This is a genomic window from Flaviflexus ciconiae (assembly GCF_003971195.1).
Taxonomy (GTDB): Bacteria; Actinomycetota; Actinomycetes; order Actinomycetales; family Actinomycetaceae; genus Flaviflexus; species Flaviflexus ciconiae.
Map to the genome: position 1 here is coordinate 1,810,015 of NZ_CP034593.1, position 17,416 is coordinate 1,827,430.

16 protein-coding genes, 3 tRNA genes and 1 pseudogene are annotated in these 17,416 nt (G+C 60.0%); 10 read left to right on the forward strand and 10 right to left on the reverse strand.

The features are described 5' to 3' along the window. Positions 1–18 precede the first annotated feature (18 nt). The gene (msrB, locus tag EJ997_RS07945) at positions 19–444 is read right to left on the reverse strand and encodes a peptide-methionine (R)-S-oxide reductase MsrB (RefSeq protein WP_126704078.1); all 426 of its coding nucleotides are present in this window, start codon (positions 442–444) and stop codon (positions 19–21) included. Beyond that, complete coding sequence (locus EJ997_RS07950) at positions 441–2,225, reverse strand: mechanosensitive ion channel family protein (protein WP_126704079.1); 1,785 nt, start codon at positions 2,223–2,225, stop codon at positions 441–443. The genes msrB and EJ997_RS07950 overlap by 4 nt, the downstream gene beginning before the upstream one ends. A 169-nt stretch (positions 2,226–2,394) precedes the next feature. On the opposite strand from EJ997_RS07950, the gene EJ997_RS07955 reads away from it, so the two are divergent. The 6 genes and pseudogenes from EJ997_RS07955 to EJ997_RS13490 all read left to right on the forward strand — a co-directional run bounded on the left by EJ997_RS07955 (position 2,395) and on the right by EJ997_RS13490 (position 4,545). Continuing rightward, positions 2,395–2,467: transfer RNA gene (locus EJ997_RS07955), tRNA-Glu, on the forward strand. Between the two features lie 24 nt (positions 2,468–2,491). After that, positions 2,492–2,565, forward strand: a tRNA-Asp gene (locus EJ997_RS07960). A gap of 33 nt (positions 2,566–2,598) precedes the next feature. Continuing rightward, positions 2,599–2,671, forward strand: a tRNA-Phe gene (locus EJ997_RS07965). A 220-nt stretch (positions 2,672–2,891) separates the two neighbouring features. Next, complete coding sequence (locus EJ997_RS07970) at positions 2,892–3,713, forward strand: GNAT family N-acetyltransferase (protein WP_126704080.1); 822 nt, start codon at positions 2,892–2,894, stop codon at positions 3,711–3,713. A 184-nt stretch (positions 3,714–3,897) separates the two neighbouring features. Then, positions 3,898–4,122 (forward strand): annotated as a pseudogene (locus EJ997_RS13485) (class I SAM-dependent methyltransferase); the annotation flags it as partial. Positions 4,123–4,197: 75 nt separating this feature from the next. Beyond that, positions 4,198–4,545 carry a hypothetical protein gene (locus EJ997_RS13490; RefSeq protein WP_228201663.1) on the forward strand — a complete coding sequence of 116 codons (348 nt, stop codon included), beginning with the start codon at positions 4,198–4,200 and terminating at the stop codon, positions 4,543–4,545. A 46-nt stretch (positions 4,546–4,591) separates the two neighbouring features. Here the strand turns inward: EJ997_RS13490 and EJ997_RS07980 are convergent, their stop codons facing one another. Next, positions 4,592–5,155: a TetR/AcrR family transcriptional regulator gene (locus EJ997_RS07980; protein WP_126704081.1), complete on the reverse strand. Its 564-nt coding sequence runs from the start codon at positions 5,153–5,155 to the stop codon at positions 4,592–4,594. A 346-nt stretch (positions 5,156–5,501) separates the two neighbouring features. On the opposite strand from EJ997_RS07980, the gene EJ997_RS07985 reads away from it, so the two are divergent. Beyond that, the gene (locus tag EJ997_RS07985; RefSeq protein WP_126704082.1) at positions 5,502–7,139 is read left to right on the forward strand and encodes an FAD-binding protein; all 1,638 of its coding nucleotides are present in this window, start codon (positions 5,502–5,504) and stop codon (positions 7,137–7,139) included. A 184-nt stretch (positions 7,140–7,323) separates the two neighbouring features. Here the strand turns inward: EJ997_RS07985 and EJ997_RS07990 are convergent, their stop codons facing one another. Beyond that, on the reverse strand, positions 7,324–10,692 hold the full coding sequence (locus EJ997_RS07990; protein WP_164719891.1) for an ExeM/NucH family extracellular endonuclease: 3,369 nt from the start codon (positions 10,690–10,692) through the stop codon (positions 7,324–7,326). A 290-nt stretch (positions 10,693–10,982) separates the two neighbouring features. On the opposite strand from EJ997_RS07990, the gene EJ997_RS07995 reads away from it, so the two are divergent. Together EJ997_RS07995 and EJ997_RS08000 are read left to right on the forward strand one after the other, a co-directional pair. Further along, positions 10,983–11,456 (forward strand): phage holin family protein, encoded by a 474-nt coding sequence (locus tag EJ997_RS07995; protein ID WP_126704084.1) that lies wholly within the window; start codon positions 10,983–10,985, stop codon positions 11,454–11,456. Further along, complete coding sequence (locus EJ997_RS08000; RefSeq protein WP_126704085.1) at positions 11,449–11,733, forward strand: DUF3618 domain-containing protein; 285 nt, start codon at positions 11,449–11,451, stop codon at positions 11,731–11,733. Before EJ997_RS07995 ends, EJ997_RS08000 begins: the two co-directional genes overlap by 8 nt. A 94-nt stretch (positions 11,734–11,827) precedes the next feature. Here the strand turns inward: EJ997_RS08000 and EJ997_RS08005 are convergent, their stop codons facing one another. Beyond that, positions 11,828–12,016, reverse strand: a complete 189-nt coding sequence (locus tag EJ997_RS08005; RefSeq protein ID WP_126704086.1) for a BldC family transcriptional regulator — start codon at positions 12,014–12,016, stop codon at positions 11,828–11,830. A 176-nt stretch (positions 12,017–12,192) separates the two neighbouring features. On the opposite strand from EJ997_RS08005, the gene EJ997_RS08010 reads away from it, so the two are divergent. Further along, positions 12,193–12,417: a DUF3073 domain-containing protein gene (locus EJ997_RS08010; RefSeq protein ID WP_126704087.1), complete on the forward strand. Its 225-nt coding sequence runs from the start codon at positions 12,193–12,195 to the stop codon at positions 12,415–12,417. A 252-nt stretch (positions 12,418–12,669) separates the two neighbouring features. Here EJ997_RS08010 and purM read toward each other — a convergent pair whose 3' ends face one another. The 5 genes from purM to EJ997_RS08035 are packed head-to-tail and all read right to left on the reverse strand — an operon-like array spanning position 12,670 to position 17,403. Then, positions 12,670–13,743 (reverse strand): phosphoribosylformylglycinamidine cyclo-ligase, encoded by a 1,074-nt coding sequence (purM, locus tag EJ997_RS08015; RefSeq protein ID WP_228201432.1) that lies wholly within the window; start codon positions 13,741–13,743, stop codon positions 12,670–12,672. A 1-nt stretch (position 13,744) separates the two neighbouring features. After that, positions 13,745–15,208: an amidophosphoribosyltransferase gene (purF, locus tag EJ997_RS08020; RefSeq protein WP_126704088.1), complete on the reverse strand. Its 1,464-nt coding sequence runs from the start codon at positions 15,206–15,208 to the stop codon at positions 13,745–13,747. Then, complete coding sequence (locus EJ997_RS08025; RefSeq protein WP_228201433.1) at positions 15,198–16,766, reverse strand: RNB domain-containing ribonuclease; 1,569 nt, start codon at positions 16,764–16,766, stop codon at positions 15,198–15,200. The genes purF and EJ997_RS08025 overlap by 11 nt, the downstream gene beginning before the upstream one ends. A 9-nt stretch (positions 16,767–16,775) precedes the next feature. After that, positions 16,776–17,039 carry a hypothetical protein gene (locus EJ997_RS08030; RefSeq protein WP_126704089.1) on the reverse strand — a complete coding sequence of 88 codons (264 nt, stop codon included), beginning with the start codon at positions 17,037–17,039 and terminating at the stop codon, positions 16,776–16,778. Then, positions 17,029–17,403, reverse strand: coding sequence for a sterol carrier family protein (locus EJ997_RS08035; protein ID WP_164719893.1), 375 nt, complete (start codon positions 17,401–17,403; stop codon positions 17,029–17,031). The genes EJ997_RS08030 and EJ997_RS08035 overlap by 11 nt, the downstream gene beginning before the upstream one ends. Positions 17,404–17,416: the final 13 nt, after the last annotated feature.

Here is a 17,416-nt window from a genome sequence, read left to right on the forward strand (position 1 = left end):
AGCGAGAGGACGCGGATGCTATCCCTCGACAACGTCACCACCATCCGAGGGCTCGAACGTAAGCGACACCGAGTTCATGCAGTAGCGGTTGCCGGTCGGGGTCTGCGGAGCATCGGGGAAGATGTGGCCCAGATGCGAATCGCAGGTGGCGCAACGAACCTCGGTGCGGACCATCCCAAGAGTGCGGTCCTCAATGAAGGTCACAGCGCCGTCCTTTGCTTCGTAGAAGCTCGGCCATCCGCAGTGAGCATCGAACTTGGTGTCCGAAGCAAAGAGCTCGGCTCCGCAAGCCTTACATGCATACGATCCGGTGCGTTCCTCGTTCAGCAGGCGGCCCGTTCCTGGCCTCTCGGTGCCGGCTTCGCGCAGGACGTTGTACGACATGGGATCAAGACGCTCGCGCCATTCGCCCTCGGTCAGTGTCAGGAAATTCTGTTCGGTCATTTCTTCTCGTCTTCCTCGTCGGGTGCCTGTTCCTCCGCCTCGGCGGCGGGGTCGGAAACGGGCTCCTGTTCAGTCGTTTCGTCGGTGAAGTTAGCGCTAGCTTTCCCCGGTCCTGCCGAGGTTACGGTAGCTGCCGCGGGAGTGCCGGGCTGCTTCTGCTCGGTGTCATCCGGGTTTGCGTTCTCGTCGGAGTCTATCGAGCCGGCAGTTTCTTCTTGATTCTCGTCCAGGGTCTCATCGCCGTCCACTGCGTTCCGTTGTGAAGCTCTCTGTTCGCGTTCCGCGATAGCGTCCTCACCGGGCCCGGCGAAAGCCTTAGCGAGTTCCTCAGCCTCGGGTGAGCCGCTGAAGATCGATGCTTCGTGGCCGGGTCGCACCTGGGAGGTAGAAACACCGGCGGTTATGGGAGTCGCTGACAGTTCGTCTTCCGAAAGTTCGAGCGGGGAACGTTCGGTAATGGGCTTCCGGAACGGCAGGTAGTTTGTGGGCAGAACCACGGTTTCCTCCAGGTCGGTTGCCTGCGGGGCGCGCTTCGGCCTGGGAGGGATCGGTTCCTCTTCCTGGTCCACAAAGGTTTCCGGGTCCGGGTATTCACTGATTGCCTTCGCCAGATCGTCGATCGTTGCGTACAGGTGACGCTCGTAGGGCAGCGCCCGCGGCACACTCTTCTGGATCCACTTGACCATGTGCTCGCGAATAAAGTTACGCAGGTCCGTGAGAGTTGGAGAGTCCTTTGCCGACACCAGAAGGGCAATGCGCACTCGACCATTCTCGGCCGAATCAACCTGAAGGACAGCGGTTCTACCATCCCAGAGTTCTGTTGATTCAAGGGCCCTGTTCATTTCGGACCTCATCGCATCAACGGGAACCCGCCAGTCCAGGTCAAAGTACACCTTCCCCATCATGAGGGGATCTCGTCTCGTCCAGTTCTCGAACGTTTCCGTTGTGAGCTTGCTGGAAGGCACGATGATTCGCCGACCGTCCCAGACTCGGACAACAACATAGGTCAGCGTGATTTCTTCAACGGCACAGTATTCGCCGTTGACGATGACAACATCGTCAACGCGGAGCGAATCGGAGAACGCCACCTGCAATCCAGCAAACACGTTACCGAGCGTGGACTGGGCGGCGAGACCGGCGATCACGGAGATAATACCGGCGGAGGCAAGAATCGACGCGCCTGCCGCCCTGGCCGTCGGGAACGTAATAAGAACACCGGCGATGCCGAGGGTCCAGACCACTGCAACGAGGACTCGGCGCACAATCTGGAACTGGGTTTGAATTCGTTTCGCCCGCTTTGTGCCGGTCCGCTCAACGTGTTTGACCACCGCCGCTTCGAAGCCCACCACAATACTGGCCACAAACCACGTGGCCGCCAAGATCATCAGGATCAGCCCGGCGTGGATGATCGGGTTCCGCCATTCGGGCTCGACTTCACCGGCGCCCACTTCGGTCCTAATCCCGAACGCTATCCAGCCACCAACTAAGGCCAGCGTTAACTGAAAGGGCCGTCTGGTCGGACCAATCGAAGGTTCCACAATGGGGTGCCGCCGAGCAATCATCTGGGCAATAGCCCCGAGTAAAACCGCGACAATAATGCCGATGACTATGCCGACGAGAGTCGCAAGGACAACGTTGACGACATCGAATGTCACCGTCACCGCCTGGTCGACCGTCTCCCCTAGCGGAGTGTCGACCGTGCCTTCTTCCGTGGGGTCCTCAACGGGGTCCTCAGGGTCCGTGACACGGGCGAGAACACTGGTGATCGCGAAGGAATTCATAGTCCCCAGACTAGTCAGAGATAGCTCCCGACTCGATAGACATTTCCTGACAAATCGCCCCGTGAGTAAGGACACAGGTATCGCTTTGCATTTCTTGTCAGTTTCTCAGTATGCTTATCTGGCTGTCGAAGTTACGGAAACGGAGCGGAGACAGTAACCAGGAAGACTGGCCCCGATCGTCTAGCGGCCCAGGACCCCGCCCTTTCACGGCGGTAACACGGGTTCGAATCCCGTTCGGGGTACGACTTAGGTCATCAGTGTTCTTTGGCCCTGTAGCGCAGTTGGTTAGCGCGCCGCCCTGTCACGGCGGAGGTCGCGGGTTCAAGTCCCGTCAGGGTCGCAGATTGCCCGGCTATGCCGGGCAATCTTATAAGCCTCTGTAGCTCAGTTGGTAGAGCGTTCGACTGAAAATCGAAAGGTCATCGGATCGACGCCGATCGGAGGCACAGTGAGAAGCCGCGAGAAATCGCGGCTTTCCTGTTACCGCTGTGTTTTCCACCCCTGGCTCCACCCTTCGCCTGCAACTCCTCCCGCAAGCAAAACTGCCATGGACCCTGGTTTCAGCAACCGCGGTGCCCCTCGACCATGTTGGCCGAAGGTAGGCTCTCCCAGTCGACTTGTAAGTTGCCTCTCCCCTTGCATCATTCCTGTCACTAAGCTGGATTCATGGAGGCAGCCACCACTTTTATGATTCGCCTCGATTCTGCGCCCGGTGCGGGTGCTGCGGAACACGGGAGCCTGGCCCCCGGATCCTACGAGATTCTGGACGGCACAGAGCCGCGGGCACAGATCACAGTGACCCGTTCCGGCCAGAGTCTTACCGCGATCATTAACTACACCACTCCCACCGGCGCGAACAGCACCGATTTTTCACTCACCGACTTCGCTACGTACCTAGCCGAACAAGCCTTCTTTGATCCTGAATGCGATGACTTCTCGGTCCGGGCGCCAGCCACTCCCCAAGCAGGGCAGACAAAAGCCGTTCCTGCAACGTCCACCGAGAACCCAGAATCTTCCTCGGCAGACGCATCCGATCCCCAATCATCGCCCGATCCACTCTTCTTTCAACGCGATGATTGGGCTCAAAGTCAGCCGATCGAGATCGTTGATTTCGTTCCCTCTCATGCGGAACAAATATCGGCACTGTGTCGCGGCGAGGGATGGAAAACATACGCCGATCCGGAGGTAGCTCAGGTCGGGTGCGCGGCACCCGGGGTGGCAACCATCGTTGCCATCAATAGCGTTACACGGACAATTGCGGGTTTCGCCCAGGCTCTCTCCGACGGTATTGCCCAGGGGTACCTTGCCCAGCTGATTATTCACCCTGCCTATCGTCGTATCGGGATCGCCCGAAAGCTTGTCGAAGAGGTCTACGACAGGTGCGGCGCACAGCGGCTTGATCTTCTCACCGATGATGCTCAGGCGTTCTACGAAACTTTCACCGGTCACGCCAAACCGGGCTACCGCATTTATCCACGAGGTGACTGATAATGGTGAACGAATCATGGTTCAGAGAAAACCAGTTGAACTGGGATGATCGCGCACGTCTCCACGAGGCAGCAGGATATGGGATTGACGAACTCGTATCCGATCCCGCCTACATCACCCCAGAAGTCGCACAAGACCGAGACCTCATTGGTGACCTGACCGGGAAGTCCGTTCTTCACCTTCAATGCCACCTGGGAACCGACACGATCAGCCTCGCACGGCTCGGGGCGGAGCATGTCATTGGACTGGATCTCTCCCCGAGTCACTCCGGCGCGCCAACAGAATCGCCGGCCGTGCCGGAGCAGAAATCGATTTTGTTCAGGCAAACGTTTACGACGCGCGGAGGGCCGTCACGGAGGATTTCGATCTGGTCTACACTTCCCTCGGTGTCCTGTGCTGGCTCCCGGATGTTGACGAGTGGGCACGGGTTGTCCATTCCCTTCTAATGCCCGGCGGCCGGTTCATCATCCGCGATGATCACCCGATGTTCATGGCAATCGGCGAGGACGTGAGCGAGGGGCTCAAAATCGAGCAACCCTATTTCCAGCAAAGGGCCCCACAAACCTGGGAGGACGACGGCAGCTACATCGACGCCAAGCACGCTCCCCGGATTCAGCACACAAAAAGCCACGAGTGGAATCACTCGATCGGCGAAATCCTCACCGCGGTTCTCAACACCGGGCTAGTCATCGACTCCTTCGAGGAAACAAACTACTCAGCATGGTGCCCCTGGCCGCACCTCATGGAACGTGACGGCGACACATTCCGGCTCAGGGAGAATCCCGACAGGCTGGCTCTGCAATGGGTCATGTCGGCGCACAGGCCTTCGTAAAGCCACGGCCACCGATCCACCCGGCCACGAGTCTCCTCGGCCCCCGCTATCGAACGCTGAGCCCCAGTCCGGCAAGGAGCTCCGCGACCTGGTCCCCCACCGGTGCCATCCCCTCGCCGTTCGTTGCGACAAGGCCGTAGATGGCGCGGAGCGCCAGGAAGAGCGTTTCAACCGTCGTCTCGTCCTTCAACCTGCCCGCTTCCTTGGCTTCCGCGACAAGGGGGTTGAGGATGTTCCGAATATCAACACCGAGTTGATGGATACGGGGGTCGGTGTTCGAGTGCACGGCAGTTTCGATAAAGGCCACGTCGCTCATGGTCAGTTCGACAAGTTTTCGCCACGCAGCATCGAACCCGAGCTCGTCCGCCGCCTTGTCCGCGAGCGCCCGATCTACCTTTTCCATATTCTCGTCAAAGACAGCTACCACCAGGTCCATACGCGAACGGAAGTGCCGGTACAGCACTCCCTGGCTTACGCCTGCCTTCTTAGCGATGGAGGAAAGCGGTGCGCTTAAGCCCTTCGAAGCAAAGATGGAACGCGCCGCCGACATGAGCGCCGCACGGTTCGAAGCCGTCGCGGCGGGCCCGCGGTTCGGCTTGCGTGTCCCCATACCGACTCCCTTCGGTGACTCCATTTCAGGCACCCACCAGTTCACTCGCTCTCGATTCCGGACCTGTTAAGGCCGAACTACTTCAAGAACCTACCAAACAGTTGCTCTCTCACCGTGCGTCACACCATGACCAAGACCCGATTTGGCTTTCTCGGCCGTTGCGATCCCGCCTTCCTTGGCGCGATCAGGTCACGTTTCGTGGGCCCGTGTCCAGCGACTTCACGCCTGGTTTGGATCTCTTCCAGAAAATACTCGCACAAACGCGGTTCCCTCATTAGTATCGAACCATACACCTAACCGGACAACCATGTCCGGTTAGGGAAGCACAACACAATGAGGTGACGTAATGCCAGCAAAGCAGGATGAGGTCTTCGACGTTGTCGTCGTCGGCAGCGGTAGCGCGGCCTTCGCGACCGCTCTCGGGGCGATCGATGAGGGACTGAGCGTGGTCATGGTGGAGTCCACCGACCAGTGGGGCGGCAACTCCGCTATGTCGGGCGGTGGCATGTGGCTACCGAACAACCCGCTGATGAAGCGCGACCGTGCGGGAGATTCGCGCGAAGAAGCTATTGAATACATGGAGCAGACAATCGGTAAGCCCGGGCCTGCCTCCTCTCGGGAACGAATCGAAGCCTACGTTGATGGCATTGAGGACTTCGTTCGCACTGCCGAGAACCACGGCATGTCGTTCATGCGAGGCAAGGACTATCCGGACTACTACCCGGAGCTTCCGGGCGGCAAGATCGGTCGCTCGATCGAAGCAACAAACTTTGACCTGAAGAAGAATGGCACCTGGTCGGATACGCAGCGCAACGCGATGCCGCTACCGATCCGCACCGATGACGTGTGGTTGCTCGGGCGGTCCTGGTCGACCCCGGCCGGTTTTGTTCGCGGAGCCGAGTTCGTGTTCCGCACCCTCGGCGGCTTGGTGACCGGTAAAAAGCTCACCGGTATCGGTGGCGCCCTCATGGCGCACTTCGCCCAGGCCGTTCTCATCAAGGGCAGGGTTCCGCTGTACCTCAACACTCCGGCGGTTGGCCTCGAGGTGGAAGGTGAACGCGTTGTCGGTGTTCGCGTCAAGGACAGTGCTGGTGAACGCGTTCTGCGCGCACGCAAGGGCGTCATGCTGGGCGCTGGCGGCTTCGAGTCCAATCAGGAATGGCGTCAGAGGTACCAGAACGTTAGGGGATATACCTCGGGTGCTCCCGGTAACGTTGGTCAACCCATCGAGCTGGCGATGGAACTCGGTGCGGCTATCGACTACATGGAGGACGCCTGGTGGGGTGGCTCGCTAGCCCCCTACAGCGCGGAAGCGGACCCGTCCTTCCTCGTGGGCGAGCGCGCACTTCCCTACTCGATGATCGTCGATGCTCAGGGCAAGCGTTTCGCCAATGAAGCCGAGTCCTATGTTGATCTCGGGCACCATATGCTTGATCACGACCGCGGTGGCGACTACTGGTTCCTGACGGCCGGCCCCTACAACAAGCGTTACTTCCGGACGTTCTCGATCATGCCGGGTGTCATGAAGGGCATGGAGGAGAACGGTCTCCTCCACAAGGCAAAGACCATCGACGAGCTGGCTCGGAAGATCAACGTCAACCCGGGTAACCTCCGCGCAACCGTTGAGCGTTTCAACGGCTTCGCACGCACCGGTATCGACCAGGACTTCGGCAGGGGCAACTCGGCCTACGACCGCTACTACGGCGACCCGACGGTTCGCCCGAACTCCTCGCTCGGCGTCTTCGAAAAGGGCCCTTACACGGCGTACAAGTTGGTGGCAGGCGACCTGGGAACGAAGGGCGGCGTCATGACCGACACCGTGTCCCGCGTGCTCCGCGAGGACGGCACCATCATCGAGGGCCTCTATGCGGCAGGCAACACCACTGCCTCCGTTATGGGCCACACCTACCCGGGCCCCGGCTCCACAATTGGTCCCGCCGCCGTGTTCGGCATGTTGGCAGCCCGCCACATGGCAAAGAACTAACTAAGCTAGTCCTTCCTCGGAGCAGTGGCCTCTTCGAGGAACGACTGCGGCGCAGCAGAAACGGGCCTACATGGAAGTCTTCGCCTTCCGTGACTTCGCAGGTATCGCTTCTGGGATAGCCAGCAATCCCGCCCCACCAGTATTTCGGTGGGGCGGGATTGTGTTATTTACTCGTGAAGAATCCTTAGCGGACAACCCGGTTGAGGATCGGAGTATCTACTCCGTCACCATTCCAGTCGCCGATGAGGACCGTGTCGCTGGCGCGGCCGATCTTGACCTCGTGGTCAGCATCGCCGCCCGTGAGCGCGTTGTTGATGTGGAAGACGTTCGCACGGCGGATCGACACGGTGTCGATTCCGTCGCCATCGAAGTCACCCGCGAGCGCCTCGTCGCTTACCCAACCGTAGTTATAGACAATCTTGGCGTTGCCACCGAGGTGCTCGTTGTTGACGTAGTAGACGGAGCCACGGCGGATCGTGATCGTATCGCCATCGGTACCATCCCAGTCGCCGACCAGAACGTCGTCGCCGTCACGGCCGTACTTGAACTCGAGCTCGGCGTTACCACCAATGAGTTCGTTGTTCAGGTAGAAGGTGTGACCGCGGCGAACACCAAAGGTGTCCTTACCGTCGTCGTTCCAGTCACCGACAAGAACCTCGTCACCGAGGCGCCCGTACTTGAACTCAGCATCGGCGTCGCCGCCCTTGAGCTCGTTGTTAACGTAGAAGGTCTTACCGCGGCGGACGGCGAGCGTGTCGTAGCCGTCACCATCCCAGTCACCTGCGTAGACCTCGTCGCCAATGCGTCCGTATGCGAAGGCGTCAACGAAGTCGCCGCCGTTCCAGTCATCAGAGACGTAGAAGACATTGCCCTTCGGGTCCGGAAGGACCGGTGCAACGTACTCGAAGGTCCACGAGGTCACTGACTCCTCGGACAGCTCGTAGCCGCCCAGAGCACGAGCGGTCACCGTCGTGTCCTCAGTAATCTCCACATCGCCGGTCACAACCTCACCGTCAATAAGGTACTCAACGCCCTCAACGGTCGGGATCGTGATGACATTGTCGGCAAAGGCCGGAGCCTCGGTCTCGACAACAACAATGTCGTTGAGGCCCGGGACGTCCAGGCCGACCTTGATCGGGTCATGGTCGGAGGAGCGGAACGCGATGTCGGCCTCGAAGAGGTTCGTCACGTTGTAGTTGTGCCGCGAGTACTCCATACCTACGGACTCAACGGAGTTGATGTTCCACACGTCGGTGTCGACAACCCAGTCGTGAGCGGTTTCGGAAGCGAAGATGTGGTCGAGCGATCCGGCCCTCTTATCGAAGGTGTAGGTGTAGAGGTGCTCACCGATCTGCTCGCTCTTTTCGGCAAGCAGGTTCACGTAGCCGTCGGCTTCGAGGGCACGCAGCGGGTCCTCTGCACCGTAGGAGTTGAAGTCACCAACGAGGAACACGGGATGGTCCGCGTACTCGGCTTCTGCGAAGTCAAGAAGAGCATTCGCCTGGTTGATGCGGTCGGGGTTAGCATTGCCCTGGCCGGTGCCGTCATCGGTTCCGGAGCCCTTCGACTTGAAGTGGTTGGTGATGGTTACGAACTCTTCACCCACCGGCTCACCAGCATCGTCGAGTGCCTGCCAGGCCTGACCCAGCGGCTCACGCGCGTTGTGGAAGGCGTCGTTTCCGATGAGAATCTTCGATTCCTCGGTCGGGGTCACTTCGTCGACCTGGTAGATAAAGGCGAGACGAATAACGTCCTCGTCCTCGGGAAGGTCAGCCGGGGACTCGGCGTAGGCCCACTTGTCAAAGCCAGCATTGGCGTTCAGAGCATCAACGAGGTTGGCGAGAGCATCGTCGCGATCCTTACCGAACGGGGCGGAGTTCTCGATCTCTTCAAGGCCAACAACCGAAGCATCAAGCTCTTCGATTGCAGTGACGATCTTGCCTTCCTGGCGTGCCAGATTCTCAGCATCCCACGCTCCACGGACCAGGCAGCCACCGCGAACGGAAATCGGGCTGCCCTCACGGTCGCTATAGGCACTACAGCCGGAAAGGTCGACACCGAGGGTCGTGAAGTAGTTCAGGACGTTGAATGTCGAGATCGTGATGTCGCCACCAACTTCGGGTGCCTCAGCCTCGGCTGCGCGAGTGTCCTCGAAGACCGCGAAGTCATCGTTCTCACCGGTGATGCGCTCGGTGGGCTGGAGGTTCCACTGGTAGCGGTAGTCGAGGATCACGGGATCCGTGATCTCAGCACCCGCACCCACGCGGAGCGGGGTATCGAGGTTGAGGTAAGGAACCGGGATCTCGTGGTCATCGAACCGGAAGTCCGTGTAGTTGTACGACGAACCATCGTCCAGGGTCAGCATTTTGGAGTAGTTCTCCGCCACAAGAGCATCGTGCTCGGCCTGTTCCGTGACGGGGTTGTAGATATCCGTCTCGGTGGGAAGTGCCGCGCTGTCCATGGCAAGAGCAACCTGCCCGTGCGCATTCGTCTGGTAGGAGTCGGTCACGGTGAACTCGATGGCTGACACATCGATGAGCATGCCCTCGAGGGCCTCGCGCTGTTCATCCGTTGCCAGGTCGGCAGGAGTTACGACAGCGGGAATCGGGGCTTCAACGGTTTCATCGAGCACCTCCCAGGTCGGGTTGCTGAGCTGGGTAAGCGTGAAGTACTCATCGGCGGTGCCGGCGACCTCAACGTATTCGCCGTATTCAACGTCATTTGCCATCGAGCCCGAGTAGACGAAGATACCGTGCGAAGCATCGCCGATCTTGCCACCGGTTCCGGGGGTTTGCAGGTAGACACCGTTGAAACCACCAGAGGTGTATACGCCGGTAACAACGCCACGAGTGATTACCTCGTCACCGTCCAGCGGAGTCGTGTCACCCGTGCCCTGAATGTCTTCAATTGCTACGAGCTCGGGATCCGGATCAGGGTCCGGATCGGGATCCGGGTCCGGCGCGGTATCATCGGAGCCCTGCGGGGTCGGTACAGTCACGAAGTCAAAGTCGGCCGAGTTGTCATCGGTGTCCAGGCCATCGGTACGAGTGATGGAACCCGGATCGGAGTTTCCACCGTCGTAAGAAGCAGCCTTGGTCTCGAACTTGACCGACTCACCGTAGCCGACGAAATCGATGAAGTTCTCATTACCGGAAACATCGCCAGCAACTACGCCGTCGACGTCTGCCGAGCCATCAACAAGGGCGATTGCTCCGTTGGCGCCGCCGGGGTTCAATCCGCTCGCGACAAGGTCGACGTTAGGCACTGCCTCGCCGTTTGATCCATTCGTACCGCCGCGGACGAGGAAGTATCCGCCAGCTTCAATGCTGTATCCCTCGAGGCTAACGTTGTTGCTCGCGTCGGCATTGCTCGATGAGAAGTACTGGAGCGACATTCCGTCGAGGCTAATCTCAGCGTCGGTTGGGTTGTAAAGCTCTACAAACTTGTGGGTGTAGGGCTGGTTCTTGGAGCCGCCACGCAGGTACAGCTCGTTGATGACGATGTTGTCGTTTTCTGGTGTTGCCTGGGCGGGTAACGCCCATATCGGCGTCACGACAAGTGCACATGCACCGACTAACGCCGTCCTTCTACTCGTATATGCCTTCATTAAATATCTCTTTTCATGCAGGTCAAAATAGACGCCTTGTGCATCTCCACTAGCGTCCCACAAATTACACTGGTTAGAGGAATGAATCACACATTTCATAACAATTCGACATCGGTGATTCACTCTCCGGTTACCTTTTCTGATCGCCATGAGCATACGTTTTGCTACGCATTACACCGTTGTTCGCGATAGAGTGAGTGAGATCAAATGACGAGTTCATCGGAAGGAGATGAACGGTGACAGCATCCGGACATCCAAACCAGGGACCGGCAGTCCCCAATGACCTTGGAGGCACCAGCCTCCCACCGGTCAACGAGAAGGAATCCCCACGGTCTATTGGTGAGCTCGTGGCGGGGGTGACCGAACGCTTCTCCCGCCTGATTCGTGACGAGATTGAGCTCGCGAAGGTTCAGGCGAAGGCGAAGGCCTCGAAGGTCGCGGGAGGCGTAGTCTTCTTTGCGATTGCTGGCGTCCTTGCCCTCTATGCGCTCGGGATCCTTCTCCTTGCCGCCGTTTACGGACTGGCGAATGCGGTGCCGCTCTGGCTTGCCGCTCTTATCGTCGGCGTCGTTATCCTCCTGATCTGCGGCATCCTTGCCCTGATTGGGATTAAGAGCCTCAAGGCCTCAAACAAGCACGTTGTTGACCCGAAGTCTGGGCTCATAAACGACATTGAGGCAGCGAAGAAGGGACTGAACAAGAATGAGTGAATCGGCTCCCAAGCGTTCAGCGGCTGACATTGAGGCCGACCTGCAGAGGACCCGCGCCGAGCTGACAGACACTGTCGACGAGCTCGCACGCCGACTTGACCCGAAGGCCAACGCGAAGGCTGCGGCCGATCAGGCCAAAAACAAAGCTAACGAGTTTGCCGATAAGGCACGCGGGGTCGCCGACGATGCTGGCAAAGGAGATGCGGCATCGATCGGAATCATCGTCGCGGCGGTGGCGACTGTGGCGCTCGCCGGGTACCTGATCCTGAAGAAGTAGTTGACGACCCAGCCCGTTTGGGCATGACAATGGGGTGAGAGGCGGATGTGTTCCTCTCACCCCATTGCTTTTGCTCTGGAGCTATCGGCCTCGGTTAGTGGCCTGACGTTGATTCCAGAAGCTTTTCGACCTCGTCCTTCCGGAAGCGACGGTGCCCCCCGAGTGTGCGGATCGATGATAGTTTCCCTGCATTCGCCCATCTGGTCACGGTCTTGGGATCGACGTGAAAAAGCGCGGCGACCTGCGATGGGGTGAGCAGTTCCTGCTCGGACTGTGTTTGCATGTGTCCTCCTCGGACTCGCGGACGCTATGTCCAGATTCTCAGCAAATGTCACGGTTCTTCGGGGTCCAAGGTCCCGAATTCCGGAATTGCTGGCCATGACGTAGAATGTTGGGTGCCATCGATGTACCTTTGAGGCGCAAGATAACTGACCGATCTAGTTGAGGGGGGTCGACGCCATGGGGCGCGGCCGTCAAAAGGCCAAGCAACGCAAAGTTGCTCGCACACTGAAGTACTCCAGCCCGGAAACTGACTACCGAGCGCTGGAGCGTGAGCTTGTCTCCAGGGGAGACGAGGGTTATGAAGAGTCGGAAAGCTACGACGAGTCAGACGACTACGACGATCAGTATTCCGGCTATGAGGACTACTACGGCGAGGATGAGGACGAGGAAGACGAAGCCTGATCCTCGGCATCACTAGTGCTCCTAGTTAGAAGCTAAACATAGGGGGCGCGGCACAAGCCGTGCCCCTAGCTGTATCCTCAAACTCCCAGCTGTATCCGCAACTCCCATAACTCAGCCCCGATAGCCCGCTACACGGCACCCGCAGTAACGCCATCCCTCACCCACATACCCATCTCCTTAGCCGGCAAGAACCCGCGGTTTCCCGCGGATTCTTAGCATTGGTTATCGGTGCGGTCCGGCACCGGGGTGGTCTTAGAGACCGGTGTAGGTGCCGGTGAGGCGGACGCCGCCGCCGTCCACTCCCTTGGCGCCGCGGAGCGCTTCCCCACCATCATCGGTGCGGACAACGCCAGCGTCCCAGGCGGGGATATCCGCGGCGACGGAGGCGTCGATGGTGGCCTGTGCGTGCTCTGCGGGAACGACGGCAAGCATGCCGATGCCGAGGTTGAGGGTACCCTCCAGGTCCGCCGTGGGGACGCCACCGAGATCGGCAATGACCTTGAAGATCGGCGGAACCTCCCAGCGGGAAACTTCGGCAAGTAGGCCCGCCGGCATGACTCGCGCCAGATTGGCTGCCAGGCCGCCTCCGGTCACGTGGCAGAAGGCATGCGCACGATCTGCCATTTCCAAACACACGTTTGTGTAAAGACGCGTCGGAACGAGCAGTTCCTGTCCGATTGTCGTTCCCAGATCATCCACGTGCTTCTCGTAGCTCCATCCGGCAACTTCAAGAACCTTGCGAACCAGGGAGTAGCCGTTGGAGTGGATGCCCGAGGAGGCCATGGCGATAATGGCATCGCCTTCCCGGACCCGCTCGGGGCCGAGAACGCTGTCCGCTTCGACAACGCCGGTGGCTGCTCCTGCGACGTCGTACTCTTCTTCACCGAGAAGTCCGGGATGTTCGGCCGTTTCCCCACCGAGCAGCGGGGTGTTGATCGAGGCGCAGGCGGTGGCGATGCCGCGGACAATGTCGGCGATCCGCTCGGGGACGACCTTCCCGCAGGCAATGTAGTCGGTCATGAGAAGGGGCTTTGCCCCGACCACGACAATGTCGTCGACGACCATGCCGACCAGGTCCTGGCCAATCGTGTCGTGAATGTCGAGAGCCTGGGCGATCGCGACCTTCGTGCCAACACCGTCCGTTGAGGTGGCAAGGAGCGGCTTGCGGTATTTCAGGAGCTCGGATGCGTCGAGAAGGCCAGCGAAGCCGCCCACGCCGCCGATCACGTTGGCGTTGTGGGTCGAGGCTACGGCCGACTTCATGAGTTCAACGGCGCGGTCGCCCGCCTGGGTGTCGACACCCGCCTGTGAGTAGGTGATCTTCAACTTATTCCTCCACTGCTGGATCCAGCCCGGCGGCGACCTTCGCGTGGTCGACCGGGATCGGGTACTTACCGGAGAAGCAGGCGGTGCACAGCTTCGATTCGGGGATTGTGGTGGCCGCAATCATCCCCTCCGGGGAGATGAAGCCAAGGGTGTCTGCGCCAATAGACTGGCAGATCTCGTCAACGTTCAGACCGGACGCAATGAGCTCCGCACGGGTCGCGAAGTCGATTCCGAAGTAGCACGGCCATTCCACCGGTGGGGACGAGATGCGGACGTGAATCTCGGCGGCGCCCGCTTCGCGCAGCATGCGGACAAGCGCACGCTGCGTGTTGCCGCGGACGATCGAGTCGTCGACAACAACGATCCGCTTACCTTCGATGACTTCCCTCATCGGGTTGAGCTTGAGGCGGATACCGAGCTGACGCATGGTCTGGGTGGGCTGAATAAAGGTACGACCCACGTAGGCGTTCTTCACGAGACCCTGGGCGTAGGGGATCCCGGACTCCTGGGCGTAACCGATGGCGGCGGGCGTGCCCGAGTCCGGTGTGGCGATCACGATGTCGGCATCAACCGGGTGTTCACGAGCTAGCGCCCGCCCCATTTCGTTCCTCGATGCATTGACTCCCCTGCCCGCGATCTTCGTGTCGGGGCGGGCCAAGTACACGTATTCAAAGATGCAGCCCTTCGGGGTTGCATCGGCGAAACGAACCGAGCGCGGCCCCGCTTCGTTGATGATGAGAAGCTCACCGGGCTCGATTTCGCGGACGAACGTGGCGCCGATGATGTCGAGGGCCGCTGTCTCGGAAGCAACGACCCAACCGGCCGACAGGCGGCCCAGAACGAGTGGGCGGAAGCCGTAGGGGTCCCGGGCTGCGTACAGCGTCCCTTCATCCATGAACACGAGTGTAAAAGCGCCCTTGAGGGCGGGCAGGATCCCGAGGGCCGCTTCCTCGAGGGAGTCGTAGTTGTCAGCGGCACCAAGAAGGGCCGTGATAACAGCGGTATCGGTCGAGGAGCCCCTGCCCAGTTCACCCGTGAGGTCCTCGCCCGCGTCGTCACGCACCTTGGCCATGAGGGCCTGGGTGTTGATGAGATTGCCGTTGTGCCCAAGGGCAACGGTTCCGAACGGGGTCGGGCCGAGCGTGGGCTGTGCGTTTTGCCAATGGGACTTGCCGGTCGTGGCGTAGCGGACGTGGCCGACGGCGATGTGCCCGGTCAGCGGGTGGAGGTGATCTTCGTTAAAGACCTGGGAAACAAGACCCATATCCTTGTAGATCAGGATCTGCTTCCCGTTGGAGGTGGCGATTCCGGCGGACTCCTGGCCCCTGTGCTGGAGCGCGTAGAGCCCGAAGTAGGTCAGGCTTGCGACATCTTCGCCCGGCGCCCACACGCCGAACACGCCGCATTCATCCTGGCCCTTGTCCTCTGGATCGAGAACATGGGTGAGCCGACCATCATTTTGCATGCTTTCCCTTTACAAGTTGGAAGCGGGGTCCGGTGGGCAAGACCTCTGTCAATCTCACCCGAACATCTGTACCGACAGGCAGGTTCTTGCCGGTCACGGAAGCCTCAACGGCAGGATCGGACAGCATGACACTACCGCGCTGCTCCTCGGAGCCTTCCTTGGGTTCGGATGCTTCAACGACCACTCCGTAGAAGACTTCCCCCTCTCGGCCGGTGAGGATCAGGCCCTCGAGGGCGTTAATGGCGCCATTCTCGTAGTTTGAGGCCCGCTGGCCTGCCTTGGCCATTTCCCTCGGGAGCTTCGGAAGAGCATCCAGAACCCACTGCGGGATCGGCTCACCCGCGCAAAGGCAGCGGCACACTTCAAGGCTGTAACGATCAACAAGGCGCCGTAGCGGAGCCGTCACGTGAGCGTAGGCGGAAGCAATAGCGGCGTGCTCGGAGTAAGCATCGTTGCCGACCTCCCTGTCGCCCCTGTCCTTGTCGGCAGCATCTTTACCAGCGTTGTTCTTGCCGCCCTTGCCGCCATCATTTTTCTTATCTCTACCGCTCTCCTGCTCCTCCACGCCGAGTGCGAGATAGGAGGCGCCGCGGAACAGGCCGGCGGCTTCGTTGAGGAAGGCGGCGTGCTTTGGTTCTTCGGAGTTGAGGGAACGCACATAGTCCGGATAGGACACGTCCTTCGGCCAGTCGAGATCGAGGGCGTGCGCGACCTGGCGCAGGCGCACATAGTCCTTTTCGCGGGCGGCAGGCAGGGTGCGGAGAATTCCGACGCCAGCGTCGAGCATCATGCGCGCTGCCGCCATCCCCGTCAGCAACGAAATTTGTGCGTTCCACTCATCGATCTCGGTGACCGCACGGTAGACCAACTGGTAGCCACCGTCTGCGGCCTCGATGTTCTGCTCGGGCAGGTCCAGCGATATGCCACCGCGAGCAATCTCGCGATGGATTCTCAGCCTCCCGATTTCGGCAAGCAGGCGGGTCAGGTCGGCGGGCACGTCGTCCGCGAGCACCTTCCCGGTGTCGTGGGATTCCTGCACTTCTTCGTAGGTGAGCTGGGCCCGCGACCGTACAACGGCAAGTTCCACCCAGGAATGGCTTAAAGCACCCTCAGAATCCAGATGTAGGTACCAGAGGTAGGCGGGCCTATCCTCCCCCTCAAGCAGCGACGCTACGCCCGCAGAGAGCTCCCTGGGGTGAAGTGGGATGGAACCGTCGGGGCCGTAGTAGGTCACTCCCCGGTTGTGCACTTCCTGGTCGAGGCGGCTACCCGGTTCAATGAAGAGGCCGACGGCACTGATTGCGTAGCGGACGAGGTAGCCGTCGCCTTCGCGGGACAGGTGCATGGCCTGGTCGAGATCCGCAGCGCCCGGCGGATCGATTGTGACAAAGGGAATGTCCCGCCGGTCAGGGTATTCGCTCAGGTCGACGGTTCGGATGTCGTCAACCGCCTCCTGAGGATACTCCTCGGGTATCTTCAGCTTTTCGCGCAGGGTAACCAGCGCGCTGACCATTTCCTGGGGTTGTGCCACGTTAACGCGGACTATTCGCTGAGCCACGTTTTCAGGCTAGTCCAACTTCTTCGATTTCTTCAGAGATTTGCGATCGAGCAGGAGGGCAACGAGCGCTCCAAGGAAAATCCCGACCGGAACGGCGGTGAGAAGCGTGGCCGTTACGACGTCGCCAATGGCGTAGTAGCCGGCACCGGGGCCGAACTGGACGATGAGTAGGCCAGCGATCGCTCCGAGCACCGCTCCTAGGAACATGAAGCGCCCGTACCGCGGAGCCCGTCTTGGGTTCGTTACGTAGAACTCCGGCTGCTCAGATTCCATTCTTACTTCCTCGAAACAATGGCAGATAGGCGGAGAGGTCTGCTCTCACGCCCGATGCCCCCACTTTACCCGCGTCGACTGCATCATCCCAGCTTACCGCCCCCACCGTCAGGTCCAGCCACGTATCGAGATCGATCTCGACAACGTTCGGCGGGGTGCCGCGAGTATGCCGTGGACCGGCAATGGCTTGGACGGCACCCACGTAGGGCACCCTGATCTCCACGGACTTCCCGGGGCTCAATGTCGCGATCTCTTCGAGTGCGCCGCGTCCCGCGGTGCGCTTCTCCCCCGCACTCAGCTCCTCACCAGCCACGTAGCGCCCAATGATCCCATCGAGTACTGCCGGTTCAATCCGCCTTCTCATTCCACCAGGATAG